Origin of the sequence: Rhizobium sp. CRRU65, assembly GCF_048551595.1 — a bacterium.
Taxonomy (GTDB): Bacteria; Pseudomonadota; Alphaproteobacteria; order Rhizobiales; family Rhizobiaceae; genus Rhizobium; species Rhizobium leguminosarum_J.
On the sequence record NZ_JBLYZH010000024.1, the window covers coordinates 81,307 to 106,446 of the forward strand.

The 25,140-nt window shown below is 61.9% G+C and carries 24 protein-coding genes, 1 other RNA gene and 1 pseudogene; 18 read left to right on the top strand and 8 right to left on the bottom strand.

Translation table 11 applies throughout. From position 1 onward, the window contains the following. Positions 1-11 precede the first annotated feature (11 nt). The 8 genes from ruvC to ACM5SV_RS33610 all read left to right on the top strand — a co-directional run bounded on the left by ruvC (position 12) and on the right by ACM5SV_RS33610 (position 5,063). A complete protein-coding gene (ruvC, locus tag ACM5SV_RS33575) occupies positions 12-521 on the top strand; it encodes a crossover junction endodeoxyribonuclease RuvC (protein ID WP_003542749.1) in 510 nt (169 codons plus the stop codon). A 53-nt stretch (positions 522-574) separates the two neighbouring features. Beyond that, complete coding sequence (locus ACM5SV_RS33580; RefSeq protein ID WP_003552542.1) at positions 575-838, top strand: AbrB/MazE/SpoVT family DNA-binding domain-containing protein; 264 nt, start codon at positions 575-577, stop codon at positions 836-838. After that, complete coding sequence (locus tag ACM5SV_RS33585; protein ID WP_221974372.1) at positions 819-1,235, top strand: type II toxin-antitoxin system VapC family toxin; 417 nt, start codon at positions 819-821, stop codon at positions 1,233-1,235. Before ACM5SV_RS33580 ends, ACM5SV_RS33585 begins: the two co-directional genes overlap by 20 nt. 13 nt (positions 1,236-1,248) lie before the next feature. Then, positions 1,249-1,863 carry a Holliday junction branch migration protein RuvA gene (gene ruvA, locus ACM5SV_RS33590; RefSeq protein WP_012758865.1) on the top strand — a complete coding sequence of 205 codons (615 nt, stop codon included), beginning with the start codon at positions 1,249-1,251 and terminating at the stop codon, positions 1,861-1,863. 83 nt (positions 1,864-1,946) lie between these two features. After that, positions 1,947-2,987, top strand: a complete 1,041-nt coding sequence (gene ruvB / locus ACM5SV_RS33595) for a Holliday junction branch migration DNA helicase RuvB (protein WP_003552548.1) — start codon at positions 1,947-1,949, stop codon at positions 2,985-2,987. Continuing rightward, a complete protein-coding gene (locus ACM5SV_RS33600; RefSeq protein WP_012758866.1) occupies positions 2,988-3,890 on the top strand; it encodes a metallophosphoesterase in 903 nt (300 codons plus the stop codon). Between the two features lie 6 nt (positions 3,891-3,896). Further along, positions 3,897-4,409, top strand: a complete 513-nt coding sequence (locus ACM5SV_RS33605) for an NUDIX hydrolase (protein ID WP_221968655.1) — start codon at positions 3,897-3,899, stop codon at positions 4,407-4,409. A gap of 90 nt (positions 4,410-4,499) precedes the next feature. Further along, positions 4,500-5,063 (top strand): DinB family protein, encoded by a 564-nt coding sequence (locus tag ACM5SV_RS33610; protein ID WP_221974374.1) that lies wholly within the window; start codon positions 4,500-4,502, stop codon positions 5,061-5,063. 87 nt (positions 5,064-5,150) lie between these two features. Here ACM5SV_RS33610 and ACM5SV_RS33615 read toward each other — a convergent pair whose 3' ends face one another. Both ACM5SV_RS33615 and mprF read right to left on the bottom strand, forming a co-directional pair. Continuing rightward, complete coding sequence (locus tag ACM5SV_RS33615) at positions 5,151-6,533, bottom strand: virulence factor family protein (RefSeq protein WP_222014718.1); 1,383 nt, start codon at positions 6,531-6,533, stop codon at positions 5,151-5,153. Continuing rightward, positions 6,530-9,133 carry a bifunctional lysylphosphatidylglycerol flippase/synthetase MprF gene (gene mprF / locus ACM5SV_RS33620; protein ID WP_221974375.1) on the bottom strand — a complete coding sequence of 868 codons (2,604 nt, stop codon included), beginning with the start codon at positions 9,131-9,133 and terminating at the stop codon, positions 6,530-6,532. Before mprF ends, ACM5SV_RS33615 begins: the two co-directional genes overlap by 4 nt. Positions 9,134-9,370: 237 nt before the next feature. On the opposite strand from mprF, the gene ACM5SV_RS33625 reads away from it, so the two are divergent. Next, positions 9,371-9,748: a DoxX family protein gene (locus ACM5SV_RS33625; RefSeq protein ID WP_017995098.1), complete on the top strand. Its 378-nt coding sequence runs from the start codon at positions 9,371-9,373 to the stop codon at positions 9,746-9,748. Positions 9,749-9,754: 6 nt separating this feature from the next. Here ACM5SV_RS33625 and ACM5SV_RS33630 read toward each other — a convergent pair whose 3' ends face one another. From ACM5SV_RS33630 to ACM5SV_RS33640, 3 genes are all read right to left on the bottom strand, one after another. After that, positions 9,755-11,866, bottom strand: coding sequence for a mechanosensitive ion channel family protein (locus tag ACM5SV_RS33630; protein WP_419425486.1), 2,112 nt, complete (start codon positions 11,864-11,866; stop codon positions 9,755-9,757). Between the two features lie 206 nt (positions 11,867-12,072). Beyond that, a complete protein-coding gene (gene gnd / locus ACM5SV_RS33635) occupies positions 12,073-13,104 on the bottom strand; it encodes a phosphogluconate dehydrogenase (NAD(+)-dependent, decarboxylating) (protein ID WP_113548303.1) in 1,032 nt (343 codons plus the stop codon). 138 nt (positions 13,105-13,242) lie between these two features. Continuing rightward, entirely contained in the window at positions 13,243-13,725 is a 483-nt protein-coding gene (locus ACM5SV_RS33640) for an SRPBCC domain-containing protein (protein ID WP_222014722.1), read from the bottom strand. A 69-nt stretch (positions 13,726-13,794) separates the two neighbouring features. On the opposite strand from ACM5SV_RS33640, the gene ACM5SV_RS33645 reads away from it, so the two are divergent. The 4 genes and pseudogenes from ACM5SV_RS33645 (at position 13,795) to ACM5SV_RS33660 (ending at position 17,556) form a co-directional block, all read left to right on the top strand. Then, positions 13,795-14,127: an ArsR/SmtB family transcription factor gene (locus tag ACM5SV_RS33645; RefSeq protein ID WP_012758875.1), complete on the top strand. Its 333-nt coding sequence runs from the start codon at positions 13,795-13,797 to the stop codon at positions 14,125-14,127. A 76-nt stretch (positions 14,128-14,203) separates the two neighbouring features. Beyond that, positions 14,204-14,740 (top strand): helix-turn-helix transcriptional regulator, encoded by a 537-nt coding sequence (locus ACM5SV_RS33650; protein WP_222014724.1) that lies wholly within the window; start codon positions 14,204-14,206, stop codon positions 14,738-14,740. 97 nt (positions 14,741-14,837) lie between these two features. After that, positions 14,838-15,822: pseudogene (locus tag ACM5SV_RS33655) on the top strand (NAD-dependent epimerase/dehydratase family protein). A gap of 246 nt (positions 15,823-16,068) precedes the next feature. Beyond that, positions 16,069-17,556: an esterase-like activity of phytase family protein gene (locus tag ACM5SV_RS33660; RefSeq protein ID WP_222014726.1), complete on the top strand. Its 1,488-nt coding sequence runs from the start codon at positions 16,069-16,071 to the stop codon at positions 17,554-17,556. 81 nt (positions 17,557-17,637) lie between these two features. Here the strand turns inward: ACM5SV_RS33660 and ssrS are convergent. The 3 genes from ssrS to ACM5SV_RS33675 all read right to left on the bottom strand — a co-directional run bounded on the left by ssrS (position 17,638) and on the right by ACM5SV_RS33675 (position 18,802). Continuing rightward, positions 17,638-17,796: non-coding RNA, 6S RNA (ssrS, locus tag ACM5SV_RS33665), on the bottom strand. 337 nt (positions 17,797-18,133) lie between these two features. After that, on the bottom strand, positions 18,134-18,511 hold the full coding sequence (locus tag ACM5SV_RS33670; RefSeq protein WP_003542783.1) for a cell division protein ZapA: 378 nt from the start codon (positions 18,509-18,511) through the stop codon (positions 18,134-18,136). Positions 18,512-18,526: 15 nt separating this feature from the next. Then, positions 18,527-18,802, bottom strand: a complete 276-nt coding sequence (locus tag ACM5SV_RS33675; RefSeq protein WP_012758879.1) for a DUF4164 domain-containing protein — start codon at positions 18,800-18,802, stop codon at positions 18,527-18,529. 322 nt (positions 18,803-19,124) lie between these two features. On the opposite strand from ACM5SV_RS33675, the gene tkt reads away from it, so the two are divergent. The 5 genes from tkt to ACM5SV_RS33700 form a co-directional block, all read left to right on the top strand. Next, entirely contained in the window at positions 19,125-21,098 is a 1,974-nt protein-coding gene (tkt, locus tag ACM5SV_RS33680; protein ID WP_222014728.1) for a transketolase, read from the top strand. Positions 21,099-21,179: 81 nt separating this feature from the next. Next, positions 21,180-22,190 (top strand): type I glyceraldehyde-3-phosphate dehydrogenase, encoded by a 1,011-nt coding sequence (gene gap / locus ACM5SV_RS33685; protein WP_222014729.1) that lies wholly within the window; start codon positions 21,180-21,182, stop codon positions 22,188-22,190. 249 nt (positions 22,191-22,439) lie between these two features. Further along, positions 22,440-22,754, top strand: a complete 315-nt coding sequence (locus ACM5SV_RS33690; protein WP_003552580.1) for a hypothetical protein — start codon at positions 22,440-22,442, stop codon at positions 22,752-22,754. A 189-nt stretch (positions 22,755-22,943) separates the two neighbouring features. Beyond that, complete coding sequence (locus ACM5SV_RS33695) at positions 22,944-23,123, top strand: hypothetical protein (protein ID WP_012758883.1); 180 nt, start codon at positions 22,944-22,946, stop codon at positions 23,121-23,123. Between the two features lie 493 nt (positions 23,124-23,616). Further along, on the top strand, positions 23,617-25,140 hold a 1,524-nt coding region (locus ACM5SV_RS33700), incomplete at its 3' end, for a potassium/proton antiporter (protein WP_419425487.1).

Here is a 25,140-nt window from a genome sequence, read left to right on the forward strand (position 1 = left end):
TAGGTTGAACCATGCAAAATACGATTCGCATCGTCGGCATCGATCCCGGTCTTCGCCGCACCGGCTGGGGAATCATCGAGACATCAGGCAATTCCCTGCGGTTTGTGGCATCCGGAACCGTGACCTCCGATGGAGACATGGACCTTGCCTCCCGCCTTTGCCAATTGCACGACGGCCTGGCGGAGATCGTCCACAGCTATAAGCCGGATGAGGCCGCCGTCGAGCAAACCTTCGTCAACAAGGATGCGGTGGCGACCCTGAAGCTTGGCCAGGCCCGCGGCATCGCCATGCTGGTGCCGGCGCGCGCCGGGTTGCCGGTCTCCGAATATGCCCCGAACGCCGTGAAGAAGGCCGTCATCGGCGTCGGCCATGGCGAAAAGCAGCAGATCCACATGATGTTGAAGATCCTGATGCCGAAGGTCGAATTCAAGGGCAACGACGCCGCCGACGCCCTGGCGATCGCCATCTGCCATGCGCATAATCGCGGCAGCAACCGGATGCGGCAGGCGCTGGCCGGCTAATCTGTTCTTGACTGTTCCCATTCGATGATAAGTAATACCTCGGAGGTATTACCATGCGCGTGACGGAAAAAGGCCAGGTGACCATTCCCAAGGACATCCGAGACCGTTTGAAGATCGGCCCGGGATCCGAGGTGGATTTCGTTGCCGATGAAAAGGGTGCCCGCCTCGTTGTCCTATCCAGCAGGATAGAGCCATCACAGGACGATTTTGAATCCTGGCTCGGCAGTATGAGCGGGACCCTCGACACCAGCGGCATGACGACCGATGAATTCATGGAATGGTTGAGGGGACCACGTGATGACCTCAGTCCTCGTTGATACGAACATCTTCATCGATATTTTCGGGCCGGATAATCCTTTCAGGGAAGGGTCCGCGCGGGCGTTGAGCATACTGCGTCCGGATTCGCAATTCATCATGACACCGGTCGTCTGGGCGGAGTTGGCAAGCATGACCCCGCGCGAGGAAACCCTTGCATTTCTCCTGTCGCGGCTGAACCTGATCCGCGAGGCCCTGCCGTTTCCCGCCGCGTACCGGGCCGGCATGGCCCACGCGCAGTACCGGAGAAGCGGCGGCCTGCGCGATCGCACCCTGCCGGATTTTTTCATCGGGGCGCACGCCCTCGTTCGATCGCACCGCCTTCTGACGCGCGATGGCGCGCGCTACCGCTCCTATTTCCCTGAGTTGGACATCATTTCTCCCGAAACGCATCCTTGAGAGACCGCGACCCATGATCGGCAAGCTGAAAGGCACCATAGACGAGATCGGCGAAGACTATGTGCTCGTCGATGTGCACGGCGTCTGCTACGTCGCCCATTGCTCGGCCCGCACCCTGTCGAAGCTTGGCTCGGCTGGCGAGGCCTGCGTGCTGTTCATCGAGACCTATGTGCGCGAGGATCAGTTGAAGCTCTTTGGCTTCATGACCGCGCTAGAGCGGGAATGGTTCAACCTGCTCCAAAGCGTCCAGGGCGTCGGCGCCAAGGTGGCGCTCGCCGTGCTCTCGACGTTGACCCCAGGCGAACTGGCTAATGCGATCGCCCTGCAGGACCGCACTGCCGTCTCCCGCGCGCCGGGCGTCGGTCCGAAAGTGGCGATGCGCCTCGTCACCGAGCTCAAGAACCGGGCGCCTGCCTTTGCCGGGGAAGCAATCAATATCGCTCTCAAGCAGGAACTCGGTGAAGGCGTCGCGGCAGCACCGGTCGCCGATGCGGTGTCCGCATTGACCAACCTCGGCTATTCCCGCGACCAGGCCGCCAATGCGGTTGCCGCGGCAATGAAGACGGCGGGTGATAACGCCGACAGCGCCAAGCTGATCAGGCTGGGATTGAAGGAACTGGCGCGGTGAAAAGCCGCAAAACCGATGATGGGATGTCGAGGCAGCCGTTTTTTGGTGTATTGGTGTGACAGGATTCAAAACGGAATGAGAGCATGAGCGAACCCGCCCGCCTGATATCGCCGGAAAAGCGGGGCGAAGACCTTGATATCACGTTGCGCCCGCAATCGCTGGACGAGTTCACCGGCCAGGCGGAGGCGCGCGCCAATCTCAAGGTCTTCATCGAGGCGGCGAAAAACCGCGGCGAAGCGCTGGACCATGTGCTCTTCGTCGGTCCGCCCGGCCTCGGCAAGACGACGCTGGCGCAGATTATGGCCAAAGAGCTCGGCGTCAACTTTCGCTCGACGTCGGGCCCGGTGATCGCCAAGGCCGGCGATCTCGCTGCCCTGCTCACCAATCTCGAGGAGCGCGACGTGCTCTTCATCGACGAAATCCATCGCCTCAATCCCGCCGTCGAGGAAATCCTCTATCCGGCCATGGAAGATTTCCAGCTCGACCTCATCATCGGGGAAGGCCCTGCCGCTCGCTCGGTGAAGATCGACCTGTCGAAATTCACGCTGGTGGCGGCCACAACCCGCCTCGGCCTGTTGACGACGCCGCTGCGCGACCGCTTTGGCATTCCGGTGCGCCTGAGTTTCTATACCGTCGAGGAGCTGGAGCTGATCGTGCGCCGCGGCGCGCGGCTGATGAACCTGCCGATCACCGAGGAGGGCGCCCGCGAGATCGCAAGACGCGCCCGTGGCACTCCGCGCATCGCCGGCCGGCTGTTGCGGCGCGTGCGCGACTTTGCCGAGGTGGCAAGGGCAGAAGCCGTCACCCGCGAGATCGCCGACGAGGCGCTGACCCGCCTGCTGGTCGACAATGTCGGCTTCGACCAGCTCGACAAACGTTACCTCAACATGATCGCGGTCAATTTTGGCGGCGGCCCGGTCGGCATCGAAACCATTGCCGCCGGCCTTTCCGAGCCGCGCGACGCGATCGAGGACATCATCGAGCCCTACATGATCCAGCAGGGTTTCATTCAGCGCACGCCACGCGGCCGTGTTCTGACCGCAATCGCGTGGAAACATCTGGGAATGCAACCGCCAAAGGATATGGAGGCTGCGCAGTTCCGGCTGTTCCAGGAGGACAACTGAGTGATCACCCGCCGCGGATTTTTGAAGGTTCTCGGCGGCGGTTTCGCCGGCGTCATGTCGCTCGGTGGTTATGCCTTTGCTTATGAACCGCTCGCGCGGCTCGCCATCACCCGCTACCAGCTGACGCCGCCGGGATGGACGCCAGGGCTCAAGCTACGCGTCGTCGCGCTCGCCGATCTCCATGCCTGCGAACCCTGGATGTCGGCAAGCCGCATTGCCGCGATCTGCCACACGGCGAATGAACTCGAAGGCGACGTCACCGTCCTGCTCGGCGATTACGCCGCCGGCATGAACATGGTGACGCAGTACGTGCATTCGAGCCAATGGTCGAAGGCGCTCGCCACCTTGCAGGCCCCTCTCGGCGTCCATGCGGTCATGGGCAACCACGATTGGTGGGAGGACAGGACCGCCCAGAAGAACGGCGGGATGGAAACATTCGGACACCGAGCCTTCGCCGACGTCGGCATCCCGGTCTATGGCAACCGCGCCGTCCGGCTCGAAAAGGATGGCAGCGGCTTTTGGCTCGCAGGCCTCGAAGATCAGCTAGCGCTTCTGCCGGGCCGGAAGTGGGGCCGCACGCAGATGCTCGGCCTCGACGATCTCGAGGGAACGATGGCTCAGGTGACGGACGATGCGCCGGTCATCCTGCTTGCCCATGAACCCGATATCTTTCCGCGCGTGCCGGAGCGTGTGTCGCTGACGCTATCGGGTCACACGCATGGCGGACAGATCCGTTTGCTCGGCCGTTCGCCTATCGTGCCCTCGCGCTACGGCAACCGCTACGCCTATGGTCATATGATCGAGGAGGGGCGTAATATCATCGTCTCCGGTGGCCTCGGCTGCTCCATCGCGCCGGTGCGCTTCGGCGTGCCGCCGGAAATTGTCGTGATCGATCTTGGATAGAATGGCATGGCCAAGCGCACTCTCATCCGCCTGAATGCGGGCGCTGAGCGTTTCAACTATCGCATCGCCGGCCTCGGCTTTCGTGACGGCCACGTGCTCGTCCATCGCGCCGTGCATGAGCCCTTCTGGACCTTTCCGGGCGGCAGGGCGGAAATCGGCGAGACGTCGGAGCAAACGCTGAAACGGGAGATGGTGGAGGAACTGGGCGTAGAGGTGACCGTCCATCGCCTGCTCTGGATCGTCGAGAATTTTTTCCGCTACGAACAGCGCGACTGGCATGAACTCGGCCTCTATTATCTGATGGAGATTCCGCCAGAATTCCCCTTCTTGTCCGGCGAGATCATCCATCGGGTCGAGGACGGCGACAACCATCTCGAGTTCAAATGGGTGCCGGCAACGCGTAATGCCCTGTCCGCACTCGACATCCCGCCCTATTTCATCGCCGATGAAATCGAAACCCTTCCCGTTGTGCCGCGTCATCTCGTCTGGCGGGACGGCGATCTCGACGGCAAAGACTGACGCAGGCAATTCAAGGTGTTACAGCGCCCTTTGCGCGCCTTAAAAGGTGGCGGTGCTGTCGCCAAAAGCCTTTAAAGAGGAGATGCGCCGATGCCGACCTTCGATCCTGTCAGGCCATTTCGCAAACTTGCCTACAACAACGCCCTTGCCAACCGCCGGCTGCTTCAGGCCTGCGCGACACTGAAGCCCAGCGAATTCGAAGCGCCGCGCACCAGTTTCTTCCCCTCGATCAAGGAAACCTTGAACCATATCATCACGGTCGACTGGTTCTATGTCGACGGCCTGGAAGGCGGCACGCTCGGGCTCAAGGCCTTCGAGGTCAACGAACCGTTCGATGACGTTTCCTCGCTGACAGAGGCGCAGGCGAAGGTCGATCAGCGCCTGACGGCACTTTGCGAGGCCCTGACGCCGGAGAGACTCATCTCGACCATCAGCCTCCATCGCGGCGACCGCATTCAAGAAGAGCGGATGGAGGACGTGCTCGGCCACCTCTTCCAGCATCAGACCCATCATCGCGGGCAGGTGCATGCGATGCTCTCCGGCACCAGCGTCGCTCCGCCGCAACTCGACGAATTCATCGTTGCCGACGATGCCCGGTTCCGTGGCGGCGAACTCGCCACGCTCGGCTGGAGCGAAGAAACGCTGATGCGTTAGCGCGTCCTGCGGGCCGCGAGTGCTTTAAGTCTCTATTTGATGCCTGTCGTGGTCCCAAAACCGCTGCACAGTTTTGGGCGACATGCATTAATTCTGCAGCCGCTTCTTCAGCCCGTCGATGATTGTCTTGGTGAGAAGATCGTAATTCTCGTCGAAGTGATGATCGCCGGGCAGTTCGATGACCTCGGCGCCGCTATCCTTCAGCGCCGGACAGGCAACATCGTCATCGTCGTCCTTGCCGTAGATGCATTGCACGAGCTTCGGATCGATGTTCTTCAGATCGCCGACAGGATCGCCTCCCGCCCCTTCCGTCTTCTGGCCGAGCCAGCCGAGAACAGAGATGACGTAGTCGACTTGGTGCGAAAGCGACAGCAGCGACAATTGCGCCACCGCCGACTTTTCGGCTGGCTTGAGGAGCTGGTAGGTGGCGGGCACGACATCGGCGCCGAAGGAATAACCGACGAGCAGGACATGCTTCACCTTCCACTGCTTGCGGTAGAAATCGATGATCTTCGAAAGATCGGCAGCTGTCTCCTCCGGCTTGCGCTCCTTCCAGAAATAGTGGAGCGAATCGACGCCGACGACCGGAATACCTTCCTTCTGCAGCGTGCCGCCGACCTCCTTGTCGATGTCGCGCCAGCCGCCGTCGCCGGAATAGATCACCGCCATCGTATCGAAGGCCGGCGTTGCCTCGAGCACCGCCAGCGGCAGGCCGAGCGGGTTGCCGAAGGCGCCGGAGGCGGTGACGAGATCGTCGAGCGTATCGGCAAACGCCGTCTGCGCATCGTCGGTGGAATCGCGGATCTCGATCGCGTCATGGGCCTTCTTCAGCGCCTCGGCATGCGCCCGACCATCCTTGTTGGCCTCAGGCGTGAAAACGGTAACGATCGGGTCCGGCAGGATGCCGTCGCTGAGGCCATAGACCGTGCGTTCGCCGACCACCTGCTTGGACGCCGGCGTGCAAAGCTCCTTGGCAAGCCGAATGCCGGCGGCCGGATTAACGGCAAGTGTCTGGCCGATCGTCGCATCCGGCGTTTGCGCGGCGATCGCCAGCGCCAAGGCCCCGCCCTCGCCGATACCGGCGACGATCGGCAGGTGATAGGCGTTGTTGCCGGTCGCGCGCTGCACCTGCTGGCTCAGCGATTCGATGTCCGACACCATGTAGACACAGCCGTCGTTGAGGCTGACGTCGTACTGGCCGAGCGCCTGGATATAGGATGGAAAGTCGACGCCGATGACAACGGCGCCTTCGGCGACCAACCTGTCGGCTTCGCCCTTCTCATAATCGCCCCAGCCGGCGGCATCCGAGATCAGCATCACCGTGCCCTTCACCTCCCCTTCCGGCAGGAAGATGTGCGGCGACGGGATGAGCCCGGTTTCGAAGCTCTGCGTGGTCTCTTCGGCGGCGTCAGCCGGTGCGGCCGCGAGCATGCAGGCGCATGCCGTGGCAAGAAGGATTGTTCTGATCATTTTCTCACTACCCCTTTCAATCCGCCCCCAATCAGAAATGTCGCGTCCATCAACGCGATCATCGGATTGCCCCCTCCTGAGACCGCAAGATAGCGCGGTTGCCAGTGCGGATGAAACTTGGATTTGAATGCCCGAAGGCCTTTGAAGTTATAGAAGCGCTCGCCGTGTTCGAAGACGGTGCTGCCGATGCGGTCCCAGACGGGCGCCGCCTCGCGTTTCGACATGCCGGAGAGAGGCGCCATGCCGAGATTGAAGTGGGTGAAACCCTGCCCTCGCAGATATTCCATGATCTGCACGAAGAGAAAGTCCATCGAGCCCTTCGGCGCGTCCGGCGAGAAGCGCATGAGATCGATCGTGCCCTCCTGTCTGGATTCGGTCACGAGGATATTGGCGAAGGCGACGATCCTGCCGTCCTTTTTCAGGATGCCGACCGGCTGCGAGGAGACATAATCGAAATCGAACGCGCCGAGCGAGAAGCCCTTTTCCTTGGCATTGTGATGCTCGAGCCAGGCCGTCGAAACCGCGGCAAGATCATCGATGACCGAAGACAAGTCCTGCGGTTCGACGACGGCGAATTCCAGCCCGTCGCGCTGGGCGCGGCTTGCCGTCTGGCGAAGGTTCGCCCATTTGCCGCCCTTCATCTCGAAGGTCCTGAGATCGGCCACCGCCAGTTCGCCGAGCTTGAAGGCGCGCAGGCCGGCATCGGCGCAATGGGACAGCAGCGCCGGCGATATCTGATAGAACACGGCCCGGCAGCCGGCGGCGCGCGCCGCTTCGACGAAACGCCAGACGAGTTCCTGCACGGCGCGATGGTCGCCGACCGGATCGAACAGCGCGATCCAGGAGCGGCCCTGCCGGCCATACATGATGAAGGCATCGCCGTTTTCCGAGAACATGATGCTCTTGTCGCCCATGCGCACAAGATTGGCATCGGCATTGCCCTGCTTCATGACGATCTCGACGGCACGCGCCAGCGCCTCGTCCGTCGCCTGCTCCGGCCGGAAGCTCGCCGGTCGGAGCAGGCTGAAGACGGCGATCGCCGACGAAATGATGGTGATGCCGAGCACGGCGCGCAGCCCGCGCGGCGCCTCGGCGGTGAATTCGAACTGCCACCAGAGCTGGTTGCTGTATTCGACGTCGCGATAGACGAAGAGCAGGATGACGACAGCCCCGACGACGATCACGGCGATCGCCATCAGCCAGGACGCCGTCAGCGCCTGGTTGAGCAGCGAGGCCTGGCGGGTAAAGAGCCGGCGGCTGACGAAGAGCCCGAAGATGAGGAAGGCAAGAAAAGCCGCTTCGACAAGCGCGATCGCCTTCAGCAGCGACAAGGTCAGCGCGGCAAGCGCCGAGAGCACGGCGACCCACCAGGCGCCGTCGAGCCGCTGGCCGAGGCCGCGCGCGGCGACGACGAGTGCCAGCCCCAACAGGCTGGAGAGGAAATGCGCCCCTTCGACCATCGGCAGTGGCAGATAGTTGGAGAGGAATTCGAGGTTCTGGTCCGGCGTCGGCGTGACGCTCGAAAACACCAGCATGACGCCGAGCAGCAGCGCGAGAGCCGACAGCAGCTGCGGCATCAGCCGTCCGCCGATGCGCCGCATGCTGGAGGCGGCCGGATGGTCGACGAAACGACGCAGCTCCGCCGCCGAGACCGCGAGCACGGCGATCAGCAGCGGCAGCACATGGTAGACCAGCCGGTAGAGCACCAGCGATCCGAGCACGGCATCGATGTTCACCGCGCTGCCGAGCGAGGCGATGATCACGGTCTCGAACACGCCGAGCCCGGCCGGAACATGGCTGAGCACGCCGAGACCGACGGCGATCGCATAGACGGCGAGGAAGACCGGCCAGCCGATGGCTGTCTGCGGCAGCAGCACATAGAGCACCGACGCCGAGGCGGCGATATCGAAGGCTGTGACGAGGAATTGCCGCGACCAGGTGCGCGAATCCGGCAGGCGGATTGCCACAGGGCCAAGATCGAGCACGCGCCCGTCACGGCCGATGATCATCACCGCGCCCAGAATGGCGACGATCGAACCGGCGATCAGCCGAAGAAGGAAGGGGCTGATGCCGACGAGCGGGCCGATCTCGTCGGCGATGACGATGAGGGCGATTGCCGCGACGCCCGCAAGCCCCAATCCGAAGGACAGCGTGACGAAGGCGATGATGCGTCCGATATCCTCCGGCGAGAGCCCGAGGCGCGTATAGGCGCGGTAGCGAATCGCCCCCCCAGACAGGGCGCCGAAACCGGCGGTATTGCCGACGGCATAGGCACTGAACGCCGTCAGCGCGACATGCGGAAAGGGCAGCTTCTTGCCGATATATTCGATGGCGTTGAGATCGTAGAAGATCAGTGCGAGGAAACTGAGCGCCGTGAAGAACAACGCAAGCAGGATCGAGCTCGGCCTGGTGGCGGCGAGCGCACCGACGACGTCGTCATAGCGCACCTCGTTGGTGAGCTGCATGATGGCGTAACCGACGAGGCAGAAGACCACCAGTGATGCGGCTGCCAGCAGCGGCGTTCTGTACCGTCTGAATAGACCGCCAAAAGAAAACCCGTCCGCTTCTTCAATCTCTTCCAAATTGCCGTGCCCCGACATTCTCGTACCCTGCTGCAACTGCCAGCTTGGCGGGAATCATTTCAGATGACGTAACATGAAAGGCATATAAGCTCTATGAAGCTATGCCGCCGCTACCCCAGCCCCGCCGCCTGCGCCTCAATCATCCTCAATTGGGGCGAATTTGCGCAGGCGGGCGACGCAGCACATTGCATTTTCGTAAGCTTCGGCAGAGCCTTGCGCTCGATGGAGAGTTGAGACGCGAGAGAAAGGTTCGATATGCAGGATGGTTCGGCCTTGGTGATGCTTGCTCTCGGCCGCCTGCTGCTCGGCGGCCTCTATGTCGCTGGCGGCGTTCATCATTTTTTCGTCATCGTGCCGCTGACCGAGGCGATCGAAGCCCGCGGCCTCCCTTTTGCGAAATGGGTGCTGATCTTGGGCAGCACGTTCCAGATCGTCGCCGGCATCCTGCTGATGCTCGGCCTTTTTGTCGCGGCAGCGGCATTCGGTCTCATCGTCTTCACGCTGGCGGCCACCGTCATGCTGCTGAATTTCTGGGACATGCAGGGAACGGCGCGCGACAGCGCGATCAATACCTGGAAAACCAACCTGGCGATCATCGGCGGCCTGCTGATCGCAGCAGCCGGCGCGATGTGAAGCGGTTCATGCCGCCGGTTCGGCGCCCGCCCGCGCATGCGCGGCGTATCGTGCGACGGCAGCATCCACCTCCGCGTCGCGGTCGCCCGCCACCTGCACCGTCGGCACGGCGAATTCGATACCGTTTTCCTGGAAGGCATTACGAATCATCGCCAGCGCATTGCGGCGGATGACGAATTGCTCGCCGGGCTTCGTCATCATCGACAGCCGGATTTCGATGGCGAATTCGCCGAACTGCTCGACACCCTTCATCTTCAGAGTCTCGATGATATGAGGGCCGAATTCCGGATTTTCGAGCAGCGTCTGGCCGATCTGCTTGATCACCTTCTTCGCCTTGACGAGATCGGTGTCGTATTTGACGTTGAGGCTGATCTTGTCGATCGTCCAGTCGCGATTGAGGTTCTTCACTGCGCCGAGTTCACCGAACGGCACCGTCGTCAGCGGCCCGCGATGATGTCTGAGCTTCACCGAACGCAGGCTGAAGGCCTCGACCACGCCCTTGTGGCTGCCGCTTTCGATATATTCGCCGATGCGGAAGGCATCGTCCCAGAGATAGAACATGCCGCTGATGACGTCCTTGACGATCGTCTGCGCGCCGAAACCGACCGCAACGCCGACGACACCGGCGCCGGCGATCAGCGGCCCGATTTCGATACCGAGGCCGGAGAGCACCATCAGAACGGCGATGACGGCAATGACGACGGCAAGGATATTGCGGAAGATCGGCAACAGCGTCTGTATCCGCGCGCGTTTGGCCTTCTCCTCATCCGTTGCTCCGCCATCCACGGATGATTCAAGCAGCTTGCCGTCGATATAGGCCTTGATGACATGCCAGAGCAGATCGGCGGCAAGCAGGATGACGATGCCGCCGATCACGCCGCGCGCGATCTTGTCGATCATCGTTTCGCCGGCCGCCATCGTATCGGCACCGACGCCGAGCATATGCCCAAGCCAGATGGCGGCAACGGCAATGATCAGCGCCCGCACGCCACGGTCGAGCAGCACGGCTGCAATGCGGCGCGTGGCAAGGAAGCTCGCTTCGGTCTGCTGCAGCGATTTTACCGCAATCGTCGAGACGGCAAGCACGCGCGGCAGCAGCAACACGTAAATGCCGAGCCAGAGCAGCCAGTTGAAGCCTGCGACCCAGAGGCTCCAGAGCAACAGGAAATAGACGGTGAGCGCCCAGGAGGTCCCGTGACCACGCTTCTCGTCCTTGTGCGGCCGCGACCAGACCGCCTCGATCGCAATCAACAATAGGCCGATGCCGAGGATATAGCCGACGAGGAGCCGCACGCTCGCAGAATAGCCGAGCGGCTCCATCGACTGGATCACCGCCCAGCCGAAAATGAAATAGATGACGAAGGTTGCACAGCGCCGATACCAGAAGAATGCGACGTCACGCGCCGGCATGATCGGAGCGGTGATCTCCTGTCGTTCTTCCTCGGCTCGCGCCAGCCCGATGAGATCGACCAGCACGCCACCAAGGCAGATGGTGAAGCGCTGGACCACGAGCGCGACAACGCAAACGATCGCGATGCTCTGGCTGACCGGCGGCCAGCTGACGCTGAGAAGAGCAAGTGCCGTCGCCATCGCAAAGATCAGCGCCGGAATGACGCGCGGGGCGAGATGCATGCCCGCCATCTGCGCCGCCTGGCGACGGCGGCGGAAGGCATAGCGGGCAATGCGCTCGACGATGGTGCCGAGCAGGAAAATCGCCAGAAACTGCGCTATCATGCGTGGCCAGCCGATGGCGGCGATCTCGCCGAAAAACAGCGAAGAAGCATGGCCGACCTGCGAGGGCAGTGTCATCGCTGCATCGGAGACCATCGAGACGTGCCGACGGGCATGCTGGAGCAGACCTGACAGCACCGACATCTGGTCGCCGGCCGCCGAATCGCTCGCGGGTGCTGCCGCCATTTGCGTCGACATCCATTGTTTGACCTGAGGAGTCTGCATCAGCTCCATCATCTGACGCACCTCGGCCGGCGGGGCGGCCGCGGCCGACACCTGCGCCGGCGACGTCTGGGCAAAGCCAGGCGAAACCGCCGAAAAAAGCGCGAGCAATGTCAGCATGCCGAATATGACGGCCTTCAAGCCCCTTGCCATGCCACGCTCCATGACCGCCTCCAATGAAATGTCGGTCGCTTGTGCAGAGCAGCGCCGACATTTTGCAATGGATACTCGCGACCGTTGCCGCCAGCAAGCAGTAGGAAAACCATACTGATGGCTAGGAAAGGTCAACGTCGCCGCCTCTTCGAAACGAAACGCCGCGCTCGATTTCAGAATGATGGCTTTGTCGGAACGGTGAGTGAAGTCGCTCGCCTTCAGGATTTCACGGCCGGTTTTTCCACGTGGCCGCCGAAGCCCGCGCGCATCGCCGACAGCACCTTGTTGGCGAATTCGTCATTGTCGCGCGAGGAGAAGCGACCGTAGAGCGCAGCGCTCAGCACCGGCGTCGGCACGCTTTCGTCGATTGCCGCCATGATCGTCCAGCGGCCTTCGCCGCTGTCCGAGACGCGGCCTGCATATTTCGAAAGTGCGGGATCGGCATGCAGCGCATCGGCCGTAAGATCGAGCAGCCAGGAGGTGATGACGCTGCCGCGGCGCCAGACTTCGGCGACATCCTGCAGGTTGAAATCATATTGGAAATGTTCCGGATGGGCGAGCGGCGCGGTTTCCGCATCGGTCTCGTGCGAGGCGGCGCCGATATTGGCGTGCTTCAGAATATTGATACCTTCGGCATAGGCGGCCATCAGGCCATATTCGATGCCGTTATGCACCATCTTGACGAAATGACCGGCGCCATGCGGGCCGCAATGCAGGTAACCCTGCTCGGCGGTGCTGGCCGCAGCCGCTTCGACGCTCCGGTTGGGCGAGGCTTCCGTCTTGCCGACGCCAGGCGCCAGCGTCGCGAAGATCGGGGAAAGGTGTTCGACGATGCCCTTCTCGCCGCCGATCATCAGGCAATAACCCCGCTCGAGGCCGAAGACGCCGCCGCTTGTGCCGACATCGACATAGTGGATGCCCTTGGTGATGAGGTCGGCGCCGCGGCGGATGTCGTCATGGTAATAGGAGTTTCCGCCGTCGATGATGATATCGCCATTCTCAAGCAGCGGCACTAGGCTCGCCAGCACCTTGTCGACGATCGCCGCCGGCAGCATCAGCCAGATCGCGCGTGGATGGGTGAGCTTCGAGACGAATTCCGCGAGCGAAGCGCTGCCGGTCGCACCGAGGCCCGCGAGCTCGGCAACGCTTTCCGGCCTGGCGTCGTAAACGACGCATTCGTGACCGCCCCGCATCAGGCGCTGGACCATATAATTGCCCATGCGGCCCAAACCAACCATGCCAAGCTGCATAATGAAATCTCCTGGAAACCGAAATGAAGTATCGAATCCGGAAATTAGCACCCGCAGTGTGACAGGCAAGCAAAGTCTCGGTGATTTCGGGGAATGCGACGATTGCGCTGCCGATCGTCTTGATGCCGACACACTCCTTCAAACATCAGGCGCGCTGGCCGGCTCTCCCTTCATTTCGCTGAGGAACATGCCCTCGCGCAGATTGATGCCGTATTCGACGAAAGCCTTCATGCAGCAAAGCATCTGCGTCCAGCCTTCGCAGTTGAGATAGGTGCCGCGCCGGCCGGAATCGTCTTCGCGCCAGCCGGTCTCGGCGATCGTCACCAGCGTGCCGCCGTCTTCCAGCGGCTTGAAGTTCATCTCGACCAGCGTCTTGTACTTCGCCTCGTCTTCGCCAGTGCCGCCATCCCAGCGCAGCACGATGCGGCTTTCCGGCACCAGTTCGACGACCTCGACCGGCGCATCCTTCCACCAGGTCACCGTCGTGCCCTTCACGAGCGGCGCGCTCGCTCCGCCGATCGTGGTGAAATAGCTGCTGAGCTTCTTCGGATTGACGACGGCATCGAACACCTCTGCGACGGGACGGCCGATGCGGCCGGAAACGCGGATTCCGAGAGACATGACACTTCTCCTCTTCTCCATTGTGCCTGTTCCGTTGTACTTGGCGTCATTATGTTATAAAAACATAACATGTCAAGCGAATCAACCGACGACCCTGTCTTCAAGGCGCTGGCGCATCATCGCCGCCGCGAAATCCTCGATCTGCTCAAGGATGGCCCCCGAACCACAGGGACCCTTTGCGAGATGTTTCCGGAGATGGATCGCTGTACGGTGATGCTGCATCTGAAGGTACTGGAAGAGGCCGATCTGGTCATCGCCAGGAAGGAAGGCCGCGAGCGCTGGAACCATCTGAACAGCCTGCCGATCAAGCACATCTATGACCGCTGGATCAGCGCCTATGCCGGCCATGCGCTCTCTATCCTCGACCGGCTGAAAGGCGACCTGGAAGGTCAGCCCGAATAATGACCCGGCGTCAAACCGCCTTGCCGCCCGCCCCGCCGAAGCCTTATGCTGCAAAAAACGACACGGGATCAGACGGATGACGATATCCGGAGCCGGCATACGCCGCATGCGGCTGCTGCGGAGCATGAAGCAGGAACATCTCGCCGAACTCCTCGGCGTCAACCAGGCGACGATCTCACGCTGGGAGCGCGATAAGCTCGCCCTTTCGCCCGAACAGGCTATCAAGCTGGAACGGATTTTCGCCTCGCCGCCACATGCAGCAGTCGATGCGGCGCTGAAGGGGCTGGTCGAGGATTCCGTCCGGCCGGTGCATCTGATCTGCGACCGCACCCACCGGCTGCTCGCCGCCTCTCGCCCGCGGCAGGCGGAGTGCCGGGCGCCGCTCGGCGCCTTTCTCGGCCGCTCTCTATTCTCCTACGCCTCCGCCGAGATCGCCGCCGCCGAGCAGTCGCTGGAGGAGCGCGGCTGGCATGCGGGCAGGCTCTCGTCGCTGACGCTTGATACCGGCGCCAACGGCAATGCGCTGCTGCCGATCGCCGCCGGCCGCGTGACCTGGGAACGGATCATGCTTTCCGATTGCAGCGCCGGCCGCCTCGTCACGACCATCGGCTGAGCCTGCAGCTTTCCTGCACGCCCATGCATAATTTATGCGTTGCCTGAAAACCTTAGTCTTTATAGCGTCCGCCGCCGAACGGTCAGGAGACGATGTGATGACGATACTGGTGACGGGAAGTGCCGGCCATCTCGGCGAGGCGCTGATGCAGACCTTGAGGGCGGAAAGCCGCTGGGTGCGCGGCATCGATATCAAGCCCTCGGCTTTTACCGACATGGTCGGCTCGATCAGTGATCGCGCCTTCGTCCGCCAGGCGATGTCGGGCATCAGCCACGTCATCCATGCCGCGACGTTGCACAAACCGCATGTGGCGACCCACGGCAATTATGATTTCCTCGACACCAATATCGCCGGCACTCTGCACCTGCTCGAAGAGGCGACCACCGCAGGCGTCGCAAGCTTCGTCTTCACCAGCACCACCAGCACCTTCGGTGCGGCATTGACGCCGGCTGCCGGCGAACCGGCGGCATGGGTGACCGAGGACGTGCTTCCCGTCGCGAAAAACATCTACGGCGTGACGAAACTCGCCGCCGAAGGTCTGTGCGAACTCTTCGCCCGCAAATCCGGCCTGCCGGTCGCCATTCTCAGGACTTCGCGTTTCTTTCCCGAAAATGACGACGATCCTGACATTCGCAACGGCTATTTGGCAGAGAACGCCCAGGCCAATGAGCTTCTTCACCGCCGCGTCGATATCAGCGACGTGGTCGGCGCCCATCTGCTGGCGCTCGAAAAGGCGCCGGCAATTGGCTTTGGCCGCTACATCATCTCCGCCACGACGCCGTTTTCGGCAAATGATCTCGCCGCGATCCGGCGCGACGCGCCTCACGTCGTCGAACGACTGTTCCAGGGTGCAGGCGCCCTTTACGCATCACGCGGCTGGAAGATGTTTCCTTCGCTCGACCGTGTCTATGTCAACGAACGCGCAAGGCGGGAACTCGGCTGGCAGCCGCGATATGATTTCCGTTTCGTGCTCGATTGCCTGCGCGACAACAGGGAGTGGCGAAGCCCTTTGGCGCTGAATTGTCGGCTCCAAGGGCTACCACGATGAGGTCTTCGCCGAAGGGCCTTACCCGGTCGGATAGAGCAGCGAGCTGCAATGCGGACACGCGAAAGCCCGACTTCCTCTCCAGCATGACGCTATCGCTGAGAAGTGTCATCCAGATATCACGATCCCGTCATAGACCGTCTGCCGGGGATATGGGGCGACGAAATCCAGGGCGTGTTGCGCCATCGGGAAATCGAATCCAGGCCGGGGTGTCATTTGAAGCGGTGTCCAGCCTGCGGGCGGAAGCCGTTTCGAGAGCGCTTTTGACCGAGAGGGTATTTCCATGAAGAATGTCAGACCTTACACAGCGCGAATTTTCGCCGCGGTTCTCGCGGCATCCGCCGCCGTGCCAGTCGTCGCAATGGCCGAGAATTCCGCCACCGTCGGCGGCCTCACCTTCGTCAACAAGGGCCTGGTGGGCATCGGCCGCATTCCGGCCAACCAGCGTGACAAATTCGGCGAGACCTTCGGTTCCGGCTCGGGCATGGCGATCGATCCCGCCGCCTGGAGCCGCGACGGCGCCGGCTACAAGGGCACGCTCTACCTGTTGCCCGACCGCGGTTACAACGCCGTCGGCACCGTTGATTACCGGACACGTCTGAACACCATCTCGATCGGCCTGACGCCGACCGCTCCGGGTGCGGCACCCGAGGTTGGCAAGGAACAGTCGGGCGTCGACGCAAGGCTCGTCGATTCCACACTCTTCGTCGACGACAGGGGCGGCGACATGACCGGTCTCGACCCGGAATCCGGCGTCCGCCCCGCTGCCGGTGATTTTCCGCCGCTGCCGCAGGCGACGAACGGCAAGATCGCGCTCGACAATGAAGCCATCATCCGCATGGCCGACGGCAGCATGTTCGTCAGCGACGAATATGGTCCTTATATCTATCACTTCTCCGCTGACGGCCACCTGCTCTCCGCCACCCAGCCGCCGAAGGCGCTTTTGCCGATGCGCAAGGGCGCGTTGAGCTTTGCCTCCAACAATCCCGGCCCCGGCGCCTCCGCTCCGGACCCGAAAGATCCGGAGACCGGCCGCCAGAACAACCAGGGTCTCGAAGGCATGGCGATGACGCCTGATGGTAAGTTCATCATCGCTGTGCTGCAATCGGCTACCCGCCAGGACGGCGGCGATTCCGGCTCGACCCGGCAGAATACCCGCGCGCTGATCTATGACGCCGCCGATCCCGATCACCTGAAACTGATGCACGAATATGTCGTGCCGCTGCCGGTCTTCAAGGACGCCAAGGACAAGACGATGATCGCCGCCGAGAGCGAAATCATTGCTCTTTCCGACAAGACCTTCCTGATGCTCGCCCGTGACAGCGGCAACGGCCAGGGCCTGAAGGGCGACATCTCGCTCTACCGCAAGGTCGACATCGTCGACGTTTCCGCCGCGACCGACATTGCCGGCAGCAATTTCGATGACGGCAAGCCGATCGCGCCGAAGGGCGTCATCGATCCCTCGCTGACGCCGGCGACGCTGACACCCTTCATCGACCTCAACGACAAGGTCGACCTCGACCGCTTCGGCCTGCACAACGGCGCGCCGAACGACAAGAACAATCTGTCGGAAAAATGGGAAGCCATGGGTCTGGCGAGCGTTCTCAACCCGAACCTGCCGGACGACTACTTCCTGTTCGTCGCCAATGACAACGACTTTTTGACGCAGGATGGTTTCCAGGTGGGTGCCGCCTACAAGGCCGACGGCGGTGCCGACGTCGACACAATGTTCCAGGTCTTCCAGGTCACCCTTCCAGGTCTGAAGAAGTAACGGACGCGCTGAAGAAGGGCGAACGGGCAACCCGCGTTCGCCCGCCATATCCGGCGTCTTCGCTGAAAATGGAAGGAAAGGGTGCGATCCACGACCACCGATGGATGTTTACGATCCTGGGTGCCTACAAACGTAGGTGGGCGCCGTGTGTCCAGGCCCACGGGCCTGGCCAGGGACAGCTCCCTTTGGATCGAGTATGGCCCCAGGGATTGTGGTTCCTGTCGAGAGGCGCAGACCGCATGGCGATATATAAGGTTGTTTGCGCTGCCGCGCCAGTGGCGACGGAAGGCCGCCCCTATTTAATTAGAGGCTTTCCTGGTCAGATTGAAGCATTCTGCCGGAGCAGGTTTTCGTCAGGGCAGAGGCGATTGGCGAAGGGCATACCTCTTGGTACGTCCGAGCCGATCGCCTTTGGCCTGGCGGAAAGATGCCCGGCCCTTCGGGTTGGCTGAAACGGGCCGGCTGATCGACCGGCCGGCTTGGCCGTAGAGCCGGGCTACGACACGCCGGCCGGTCGACCATCCGACTCCGTTTGAGCCAACAGAATGCTTCAATCTGACCAGGAAAGGCTCTAGGATCAATTGAGTTCGGGGGCGGACCGGCCATTCAGCTTGTCGGTGATGCCGCGGATGCGGCTCGACACTTCGCTCAGCGCTGCGGCAAGATTTTCCTCGGTCCGGGCGGTGGCTGCAAGCACCGTATCGCGATTGCCGCGCAGCGTCTCGAGCTCGGACTCCAATCCGGCGACGCGGCGCGTCAACTCGGCAATCTCGTCCGTGATCATGATGCCGGCCATGACGGTGATCCTCAGATCGCCGATTTCGCCGAACTGATCCTTGAGATGGCCGACATAGCGGTCGAAACGGGTGGCGAGATCGGTCAGGTGATCCTCCTGCCCTTCCTCGCAGGCCATGCGATAGGCCTTGCCGTCGATCGTTACCGTCACCTGCGCCATGCCAAACTCTTCCTATCAGCGATCCAGAACCGCGCGGATCGTTTCCATGGCCGTCACCAGCCGCCGCGATACCTCGCGATTAACCTCTTCCAGCCGGTTGGCGCGGAATTCGGCCTGGTCGAGCTCCTGCGCCAGGCGCGAGCGGTCGGCGTGTACACGCCGCACCTCGCCCTCGATCTCGCCCTGCTCGCGCTGCCGTTCGACGCGCATGTCGACGGCGTTTTCGAGGCTCGATATCGCCTGTCTCAATTCGTTGAGCGCTGCTTCCATGGTTTTGCCTGTGGGCATCATGTCTTTCCGATTCCCGCGCAGGATCCGCGAATCGGCACGCCGCGCCGATCCTGCGATTTCAAAAGGATATGCAGCTCGCTAACGGCCCGTCAATAAATCCTGTCACTTGCCCACCGGCCTATCCTGTGGATGAGCGTTTTACACATCGATTTCGTCATTTGTACAATCGCGTGATCAAATGTCAAAAATCGCCGCTTCCCGCCCGGATTTGACCTGCCATTTATTGACTTGCCCGTCCCAACTGCTATGTCTCTGCCGCTTTCACTCGATGGTCTTGGAGGCTCGAGGCCATCCCCCGACACCCGGAACTTGCGGAAAAGCCATGACCTCTCCCGAACAACACGACCGGATGGCGAATGCGATCCGTTTTCTTGCCATGGACGCCGTTGAAAAGGCGAACTCCGGCCACCCGGGCATGCCGATGGGCATGGCCGACGTGGCAACGGTCCTGTTCACCAAATATCTGAAGTTCGATCCGAAGAAGCCGCACTGGCCGAACCGCGATCGCTTCGTGCTGTCGGCCGGCCATGGCTCGATGCTGCTCTATTCGGTGCTGTATCTGACCGGCTATCCTGACATGACGATCGAAGATCTGAAGCAGTTCCGCCAGCTCGGTTCGAAGACCGCCGGCCACCCGGAATACGGTCATGCCACCGGCATCGAAACGACGACCGGTCCGCTCGGCCAGGGCATTGCCAATTCCGTCGGCATGGCGATTGCCGAACGCAAGCTGCGCGAGGAGTTCGGCTCCGATCTCCAGGATCACTATACCTATGCAATCTGCGGCGACGGCTGCCTGATGGAGGGCATCAGCCACGAAGCCATCGCGCTCGCCGGCCACCTGAAGCTCAACAAGCTCGTCCTGTTCTGGGACAATAACTCGATCACCATCGACGGCGCCGTGTCGCTGTCGGATTCCACCGACCAGGTCGCCCGCTTCAAGGCGGTTCACTGGAACACGATCGAGATCGACGGTCACGATCAGGCCGCTATCGCCGACGCGATCGAAGCTGCCCACAAGTCCGACCGGCCGACCTTCATCGCCTGCAAGACGATCATCGGCTTCGGCGCCCCGAACAAGCAGGGCACCCACAAGGTCCACGGCAACCCGCTCGGCGCCGAAGAAATCGCAGCCACCCGCAAGGCACTGAACTGGGAAGCCGAAGCCTTCGTCATCCCCTCGGACGTTCTCGACAGCTGGCGTGCAGCCGGCGCGCGCTCCGTTGACCTCGTCAAATCCTGGGAAGACGGCCTCGCCAAGGCTCCGGCCAAAGCCGAGTTCACCCGCCGCATGGCAGGCGAGCTGCCGGAAGGTTTCGACGCCGCGATCAGCACATTTAAGAAGAAGCTCGCCGAGACCAAGCCGACGGTTGCGACCCGCAAGGCTTCGGAAGACGCGCTTGAGGTCATCAACGGCTTCCTGCCGGAAACGCTCGGCGGCTCCGCCGACCTGACGCCGTCGAACAACACCAAGACCAGCCAGATGCATTCGATCACCCCGACGGATTTCGCCGGTCGTTATATGCATTGGGGCATCCGCGAGCATGGCATGGCGTCTGCCATGAACGGCATTGCGCTGCATGGCGGCCTCATCCCCTACAGCGGCGGCTTCCTGATCTTCTCGGATTATTGCCGCCCGCCGATCCGTCTCGCCTCGCTGATGGGCATCCGCGTCATTCACGTCCTGACGCATGACTCGATCGGCGTCGGCGAAGATGGCCCGACGCACCAGCCCGTCGAACAGCTCGCCGGCCTGCGCGCCATCCCGAACCTGATGGTCTTCCGTCCGGCCGACGCCACGGAAACGGCGGAATGCTGGCAGATCGCCATCAAGACGCACAACCGTCCTTCGGGCCTTGCTCTGACGCGCCAGAACCTGCTCGCAGCCCGTACCGAATACAGCGAAAAGAACCTGTGCGAACAGGGTGCCTATGTGCTCGCCGGCAATGCCGACGCCAAGGTGACGATCTTCGCCTCCGGCTCCGAAGTCGAAATCGCCGTTGCAGCCCGTACGGCACTCGAAGCCAAGGGCGTCACCGTCCGCGTCGTATCGGTTCCCTGCACCGAACTGTTCTTCGAGCAGCCGGAAGCCTATCGCAAGGAAATCCTCGGCAACTCGCCAGTCAAGATCGCCGTCGAAGCCGCCGTTCGCGAAGGCTGGGATGCGTTCATCGGACCGGAAGGCACCTTCATCGGCATGAAGAGCTTCGGCGCTTCCGGCCCGGTCAAGGAAGTTTATAAGCATTTCGGCATCACCGCCGACGCCGTCGTTGCAGCCGCGGAAGCAAAGCTTTAATGAGGGCGCCTTGAGGCGCTCTCCATCTCCTCAATTCCAGGCCCTCACTATCGGGCCCTACTCTATCGGGAGTGAATGAACATGACAGTCAAGGTTGCCATCAACGGTTTCGGCCGCATCGGCCGCAACGTCCTTCGCGCCATCGTCGAATCCGGCCGCACCGACATCGAAATCGTCGCCATCAACGATCTCGGCCCGGTTGAAACCAACGCCCACCTGCTGCGCTATGACTCGATCCACGGCCGCTTCCCGGCAACGGTGAAGGTCGAGGGTGACTCGATCATCGTCGGCAACGGCAAGCCGATCAAGGTCACGGCGATCAAGGATCCGGCCACCCTCCCGCACCGCGAACTCGGCGTCGACATCGCGATGGAATGCACCGGCATCTTCACCGCCCGCGACAAGGCTGCCGCTCACCTGACGGCCGGCGCCAAGCGCGTCATCGTCTCGGCGCCCGCCGACGGCGCTGACCTGACGGTCGTCTTCGGCGTCAACCATGATCAGCTCACCAAGGAGCACTTGGTCATCTCCAACGCGTCCTGCACCACCAATTGCCTGGTGCCGGTTGTGAAGGTTCTCGACGACGCCGTCGGCATTGACCACGGCTTCATGACGACCATCCACTCCTACACCGGCGACCAGCCGACGCTCGACACGATGCACAAGGACCTGTATCGCGCCCGCGCGGCCGCCCTTTCCATGATCCCGACCTCGACGGGTGCAGCCAAGGCAGTCGGCCTCGTTCTGCCGCATCTGAAGGGCAAACTCGACGGCACCTCGATCCGCGTTCCGACTCCGAACGTTTCCGTCGTCGACTTCAAGTTCGTCGCCAAGAAGGCGACCAGCGTTGGTGAAATCAACGAAGCCATCATGGCTGCTGCCAACGGCAAGCTGAAGGGCATCCTCGGCTACACCGACGAGCCGCTCGTCTCCCGTGACTTCAACCACGACAGCCACTCCTCGATCCTCGCGACCGATCAGACCAAGGTCATGGAAGGCAACTTCGTGCGCGTCCTGTCCTGGTACGACAACGAGTGGGGCTTCTCCAGCCGCATGTCCGACACGGCAGTCGCTTTCGCCAAGCTCATCTGAGCGCTCTTGAGGCATCGACATGCTAGCGGCCCGGGAAACCGGGCCGCTTTTTGTTGCCGTGCCTTCCGAACGAAACCAGCTTTCCCCACTCCGCCATCTTTTCGTCCATTGCCCCGATGAGATCTGCTAGAATACGTCACCCTGGACATTCGAAATGCCCAGTTTCCTCGCGCATTGGCCACCGGCCAGGCGCGGCCACGCCAATACCGTGCGGCAGCACTGACGCCCGCATGAAAATGAGAGAGATGGATGGATTACTTTACCGTTGAAATCGCCGGCCGCGCCGTTGCCAGTTTCCGCTCGGAAAATCACGAGGAAGCGACGCATTTCTTCGAGGCGGAAGACTTTCGCGACGATCTGACCGTCCTGGAATCCGAAGGCAAGCCTCTCTGGGACCGCAAAGCGGCCCTGAGCCTGCGCAAGGCGACCACCGAGGAAGCAAGCGAAGTCGAGCATGCCTATGAATTCGACGACGATCCCGAACGGACCATCGAGGACGAGTTCGTCGTTTTCCTGGTCCCGGTCGCGGATCTGACCGACGAGGGCGAGGACACAGAAGACTGACTAACGATCCGCACCGGGTTCGATATGGCGCCGTTCTCAGGACAGGATGGCGGTGCAGTTGAGGCTGCCTCGGGGTTCGAATTCGATCGTCGTCTCTGCACGGATTGGTAATCCGCTGGCCAAGCGTGCTAGATTGAGCAAATACGCAGCGCTGCACAATGGCTAAAGTGAGCCAAGTGGAGGTGATAAATGGCAGAGGCACAAAAACGCTTGTCCCACACCACCCTCAAACGGCGGCAACGGTTTCACCCCAAGCGGGACGTCAGACCTGCCGTGTTGGCAAAGGCCAATCGTCTGGTCATCTGGGTCGCCGCCCTCATTGGCCTCTCGTTTCTCGCCATCGTCATATTTCAGGCAGTGTTGGGATAGCAGAGCAAGGGCCGGCCGCTTCTGGCACAAAACGACAGCCGGCTGCTCTCGCTAGGCGGCCGGCATTTCCACCCGATATCGAAAAATCTCAGCGTTCATTTCCACGCTCTTCGCATAGGCGCCTGCAATCCATTCTTCCCGTCATTGGACAAGGCAAACGGGCCGCATGAAAGGAGGAGGGTGTCTTATTCTGTTGCCATTCGCAGATACGGGCAGGAAAAATCCGTGCCTGTCTCTTTTGCCCTGCTCTCGCCTGATTTTCCTATACATTCTTTATAGAGAATTTCTCCCGTAGCATTCCGTGTCGGTTGGCCGTCCGGCAGCCGTTCAGCAGCATGAAGCAGCATCGCGACGAGGTTAAGCCGCAAGGCCTACCCTTCTCTGACGTTTTGCCGTTTACTGACGGATCGCAGCGCGTGATGGAGGGGTTGAATAAAGGCGGATCGGCCGGGGGTGGCTGTGTTCGCGAAGCAGTCGATTGAAAGGGGTGGGCATGGAAGCGTTCTATATCGTGGTGCTGGTTTCGACGGCGCTCGTGCTTCTTGCCGCTTTTTCGAGCCTGCTCGCCTTCCGCTTCGGCGCCCCCCTGCTGCTGCTCTTCCTGATGATCGGCCTTGCTGCCGGCGTCGATGGTCTCGGCATCGAGTTCAGCAATAATTATCTCGCCTATATTCTCGGCTCCATTGCGCTGGCCGTGATCCTCTTCGATTCCGGCTTCGGCACGCCGATGCAGGCCTTTCGGCTCGCGGCCGTGCCCTCTCTGGCGCTCGCCTCGGTCGGCGTGCTGATCACCGCCTCGCTCTTTGCCTTCGCCGCCATGTGGCTTTTGAATTTCACCTGGCTGGAAGGCCTGTTGCTCGGCTCGATCGTCGCATCGACCGATGCCGCCGCCGTCTTCTTCCTGCTGCGCATCGGCGGCATCAACATCCGCGACAAGGTGCGCTCGACGCTGGAGGTCGAATCCGGCACCAACGACCCGATGGCGATCTTCCTCACCATCGCCCTCGTCGAGGTGCTGGCGAGCGGCGAGCGTTATGCCGGCATCAATATCGGCATGCTCGCCATGTTCGTGCAGCAGATGGGCCTCGGCGTCATTCTCGGCCTGCTCGGCGGCATGATGATCGTGCTGATCGTCAGCAGGCTCGATACCGATCGCGGCCTGACACCGATCTTTGTGCTGGCGCTCGCTCTTCTCGTCTTTTCCTTCACCGGCGCGGTTGGCGGCAGCGGCTTCCTCGCCGTCTACGTCGCCGGCATCTACGCCGGAAACCGCAAGATGCAGGCGATCGGCACCATCAAGCGCTTCCAGGACGGCATGACCTGGCTGGCGCAGATCATCATGTTCCTGGTGCTCGGCCTGCTCGCCACGCCATCGCAATTTCCTGTCATCATCGTGCCGGCCATCCTGCTCGCCCTCTTCCTGATCTTCGTCGCCCGGCCGTTGGCGATCTGGCTGTCGCTGCTTCCCTTCGATTACACGCAGCAGGAAATCGGCTTCGTTGCCTGGGTCGGCCTGCGCGGCGCCGTCTCCATCCTGCTTGCCATCATGCCGATCCTCGGCGGGCTTGAGAACGGCCAGATCTATTTCAATACCGCCTTCATCATCGTGCTGGTCTCGCTGCTCCTCCAGGGCTGGACAATCAAGCCCGTCGCCAAGAAGCTCGGCCTCATCATTCCGCCGCGCATCGGCGCCGTCGACAAGGTCGAGGTCGACCTGCCGGGCGCGGCCAACCACGAACTGCTCTCCTACCGCGTCATCAAGGATAGCCCGGTACTGCGCGGCGAGCGCATTCCGCGCTGGGCGACCCCGTCGCTCGTCATCCGCGACGGCAAGTCCATGCGCTACCAATATGCCGGGCGGCTGCGCGAGCACGATCTCGTCTATCTCTTCATCGTGCCGAGCTATTCCCGCCTGCTTGACCGGCTCTTCGCCAGCCGGGCGCCTGTCGATGACGACGATGCCGAATTCTTCGGGGCCTTCGCGCTCTCCCCCGCCCGCCCCGCCGCCGATCTCGAT

What these genes read in the sequence shown, in the direction of transcription:
- ruvC (WP_003542749.1), top strand. Translation starts at nt 12, where the DNA reads ATGCAAAATACGATTCGCATCGTCGGCATCGATCCCGGTCTTCGCCGC.
- ACM5SV_RS33580 (WP_003552542.1), top strand. Translation starts at nt 575, where the DNA reads ATGCGCGTGACGGAAAAAGGCCAGGTGACCATTCCCAAGGACATCCGA.
- ACM5SV_RS33585 (WP_221974372.1), top strand. Translation starts at nt 819, where the DNA reads ATGACCTCAGTCCTCGTTGATACGAACATCTTCATCGATATTTTCGGG.
- ruvA (WP_012758865.1), top strand. Translation starts at nt 1,249, where the DNA reads ATGATCGGCAAGCTGAAAGGCACCATAGACGAGATCGGCGAAGACTAT.
- ruvB (WP_003552548.1), top strand. Translation starts at nt 1,947, where the DNA reads ATGAGCGAACCCGCCCGCCTGATATCGCCGGAAAAGCGGGGCGAAGAC.
- ACM5SV_RS33605 (WP_221968655.1), top strand. Translation starts at nt 3,897, where the DNA reads ATGGCCAAGCGCACTCTCATCCGCCTGAATGCGGGCGCTGAGCGTTTC.
- ACM5SV_RS33610 (WP_221974374.1), top strand. Translation starts at nt 4,500, where the DNA reads ATGCCGACCTTCGATCCTGTCAGGCCATTTCGCAAACTTGCCTACAAC.
- ACM5SV_RS33615 (WP_222014718.1), bottom strand. Translation starts at nt 6,533, where the DNA reads ATGATCAGAACAATCCTTCTTGCCACGGCATGCGCCTGCATGCTCGCG.
- mprF (WP_221974375.1), bottom strand. Translation starts at nt 9,133, where the DNA reads ATGTCGGGGCACGGCAATTTGGAAGAGATTGAAGAAGCGGACGGGTTT.
- ACM5SV_RS33625 (WP_017995098.1), top strand. Translation starts at nt 9,371, where the DNA reads ATGCAGGATGGTTCGGCCTTGGTGATGCTTGCTCTCGGCCGCCTGCTG.
- ACM5SV_RS33630 (WP_419425486.1), bottom strand. Translation starts at nt 11,866, where the DNA reads ATGGAGCGTGGCATGGCAAGGGGCTTGAAGGCCGTCATATTCGGCATG.
- gnd (WP_113548303.1), bottom strand. Translation starts at nt 13,104, where the DNA reads ATGCAGCTTGGCATGGTTGGTTTGGGCCGCATGGGCAATTATATGGTC.
- ACM5SV_RS33640 (WP_222014722.1), bottom strand. Translation starts at nt 13,725, where the DNA reads ATGTCTCTCGGAATCCGCGTTTCCGGCCGCATCGGCCGTCCCGTCGCA.
- ACM5SV_RS33645 (WP_012758875.1), top strand. Translation starts at nt 13,795, where the DNA reads ATGTCAAGCGAATCAACCGACGACCCTGTCTTCAAGGCGCTGGCGCAT.
- ACM5SV_RS33650 (WP_222014724.1), top strand. Translation starts at nt 14,204, where the DNA reads ATGACGATATCCGGAGCCGGCATACGCCGCATGCGGCTGCTGCGGAGC.
- ACM5SV_RS33660 (WP_222014726.1), top strand. Translation starts at nt 16,069, where the DNA reads ATGAAGAATGTCAGACCTTACACAGCGCGAATTTTCGCCGCGGTTCTC.
- ACM5SV_RS33670 (WP_003542783.1), bottom strand. Translation starts at nt 18,511, where the DNA reads ATGGCGCAGGTGACGGTAACGATCGACGGCAAGGCCTATCGCATGGCC.
- ACM5SV_RS33675 (WP_012758879.1), bottom strand. Translation starts at nt 18,802, where the DNA reads ATGATGCCCACAGGCAAAACCATGGAAGCAGCGCTCAACGAATTGAGA.
- tkt (WP_222014728.1), top strand. Translation starts at nt 19,125, where the DNA reads ATGACCTCTCCCGAACAACACGACCGGATGGCGAATGCGATCCGTTTT.
- gap (WP_222014729.1), top strand. Translation starts at nt 21,180, where the DNA reads ATGACAGTCAAGGTTGCCATCAACGGTTTCGGCCGCATCGGCCGCAAC.
- ACM5SV_RS33690 (WP_003552580.1), top strand. Translation starts at nt 22,440, where the DNA reads ATGGATTACTTTACCGTTGAAATCGCCGGCCGCGCCGTTGCCAGTTTC.
- ACM5SV_RS33695 (WP_012758883.1), top strand. Translation starts at nt 22,944, where the DNA reads ATGGCAGAGGCACAAAAACGCTTGTCCCACACCACCCTCAAACGGCGG.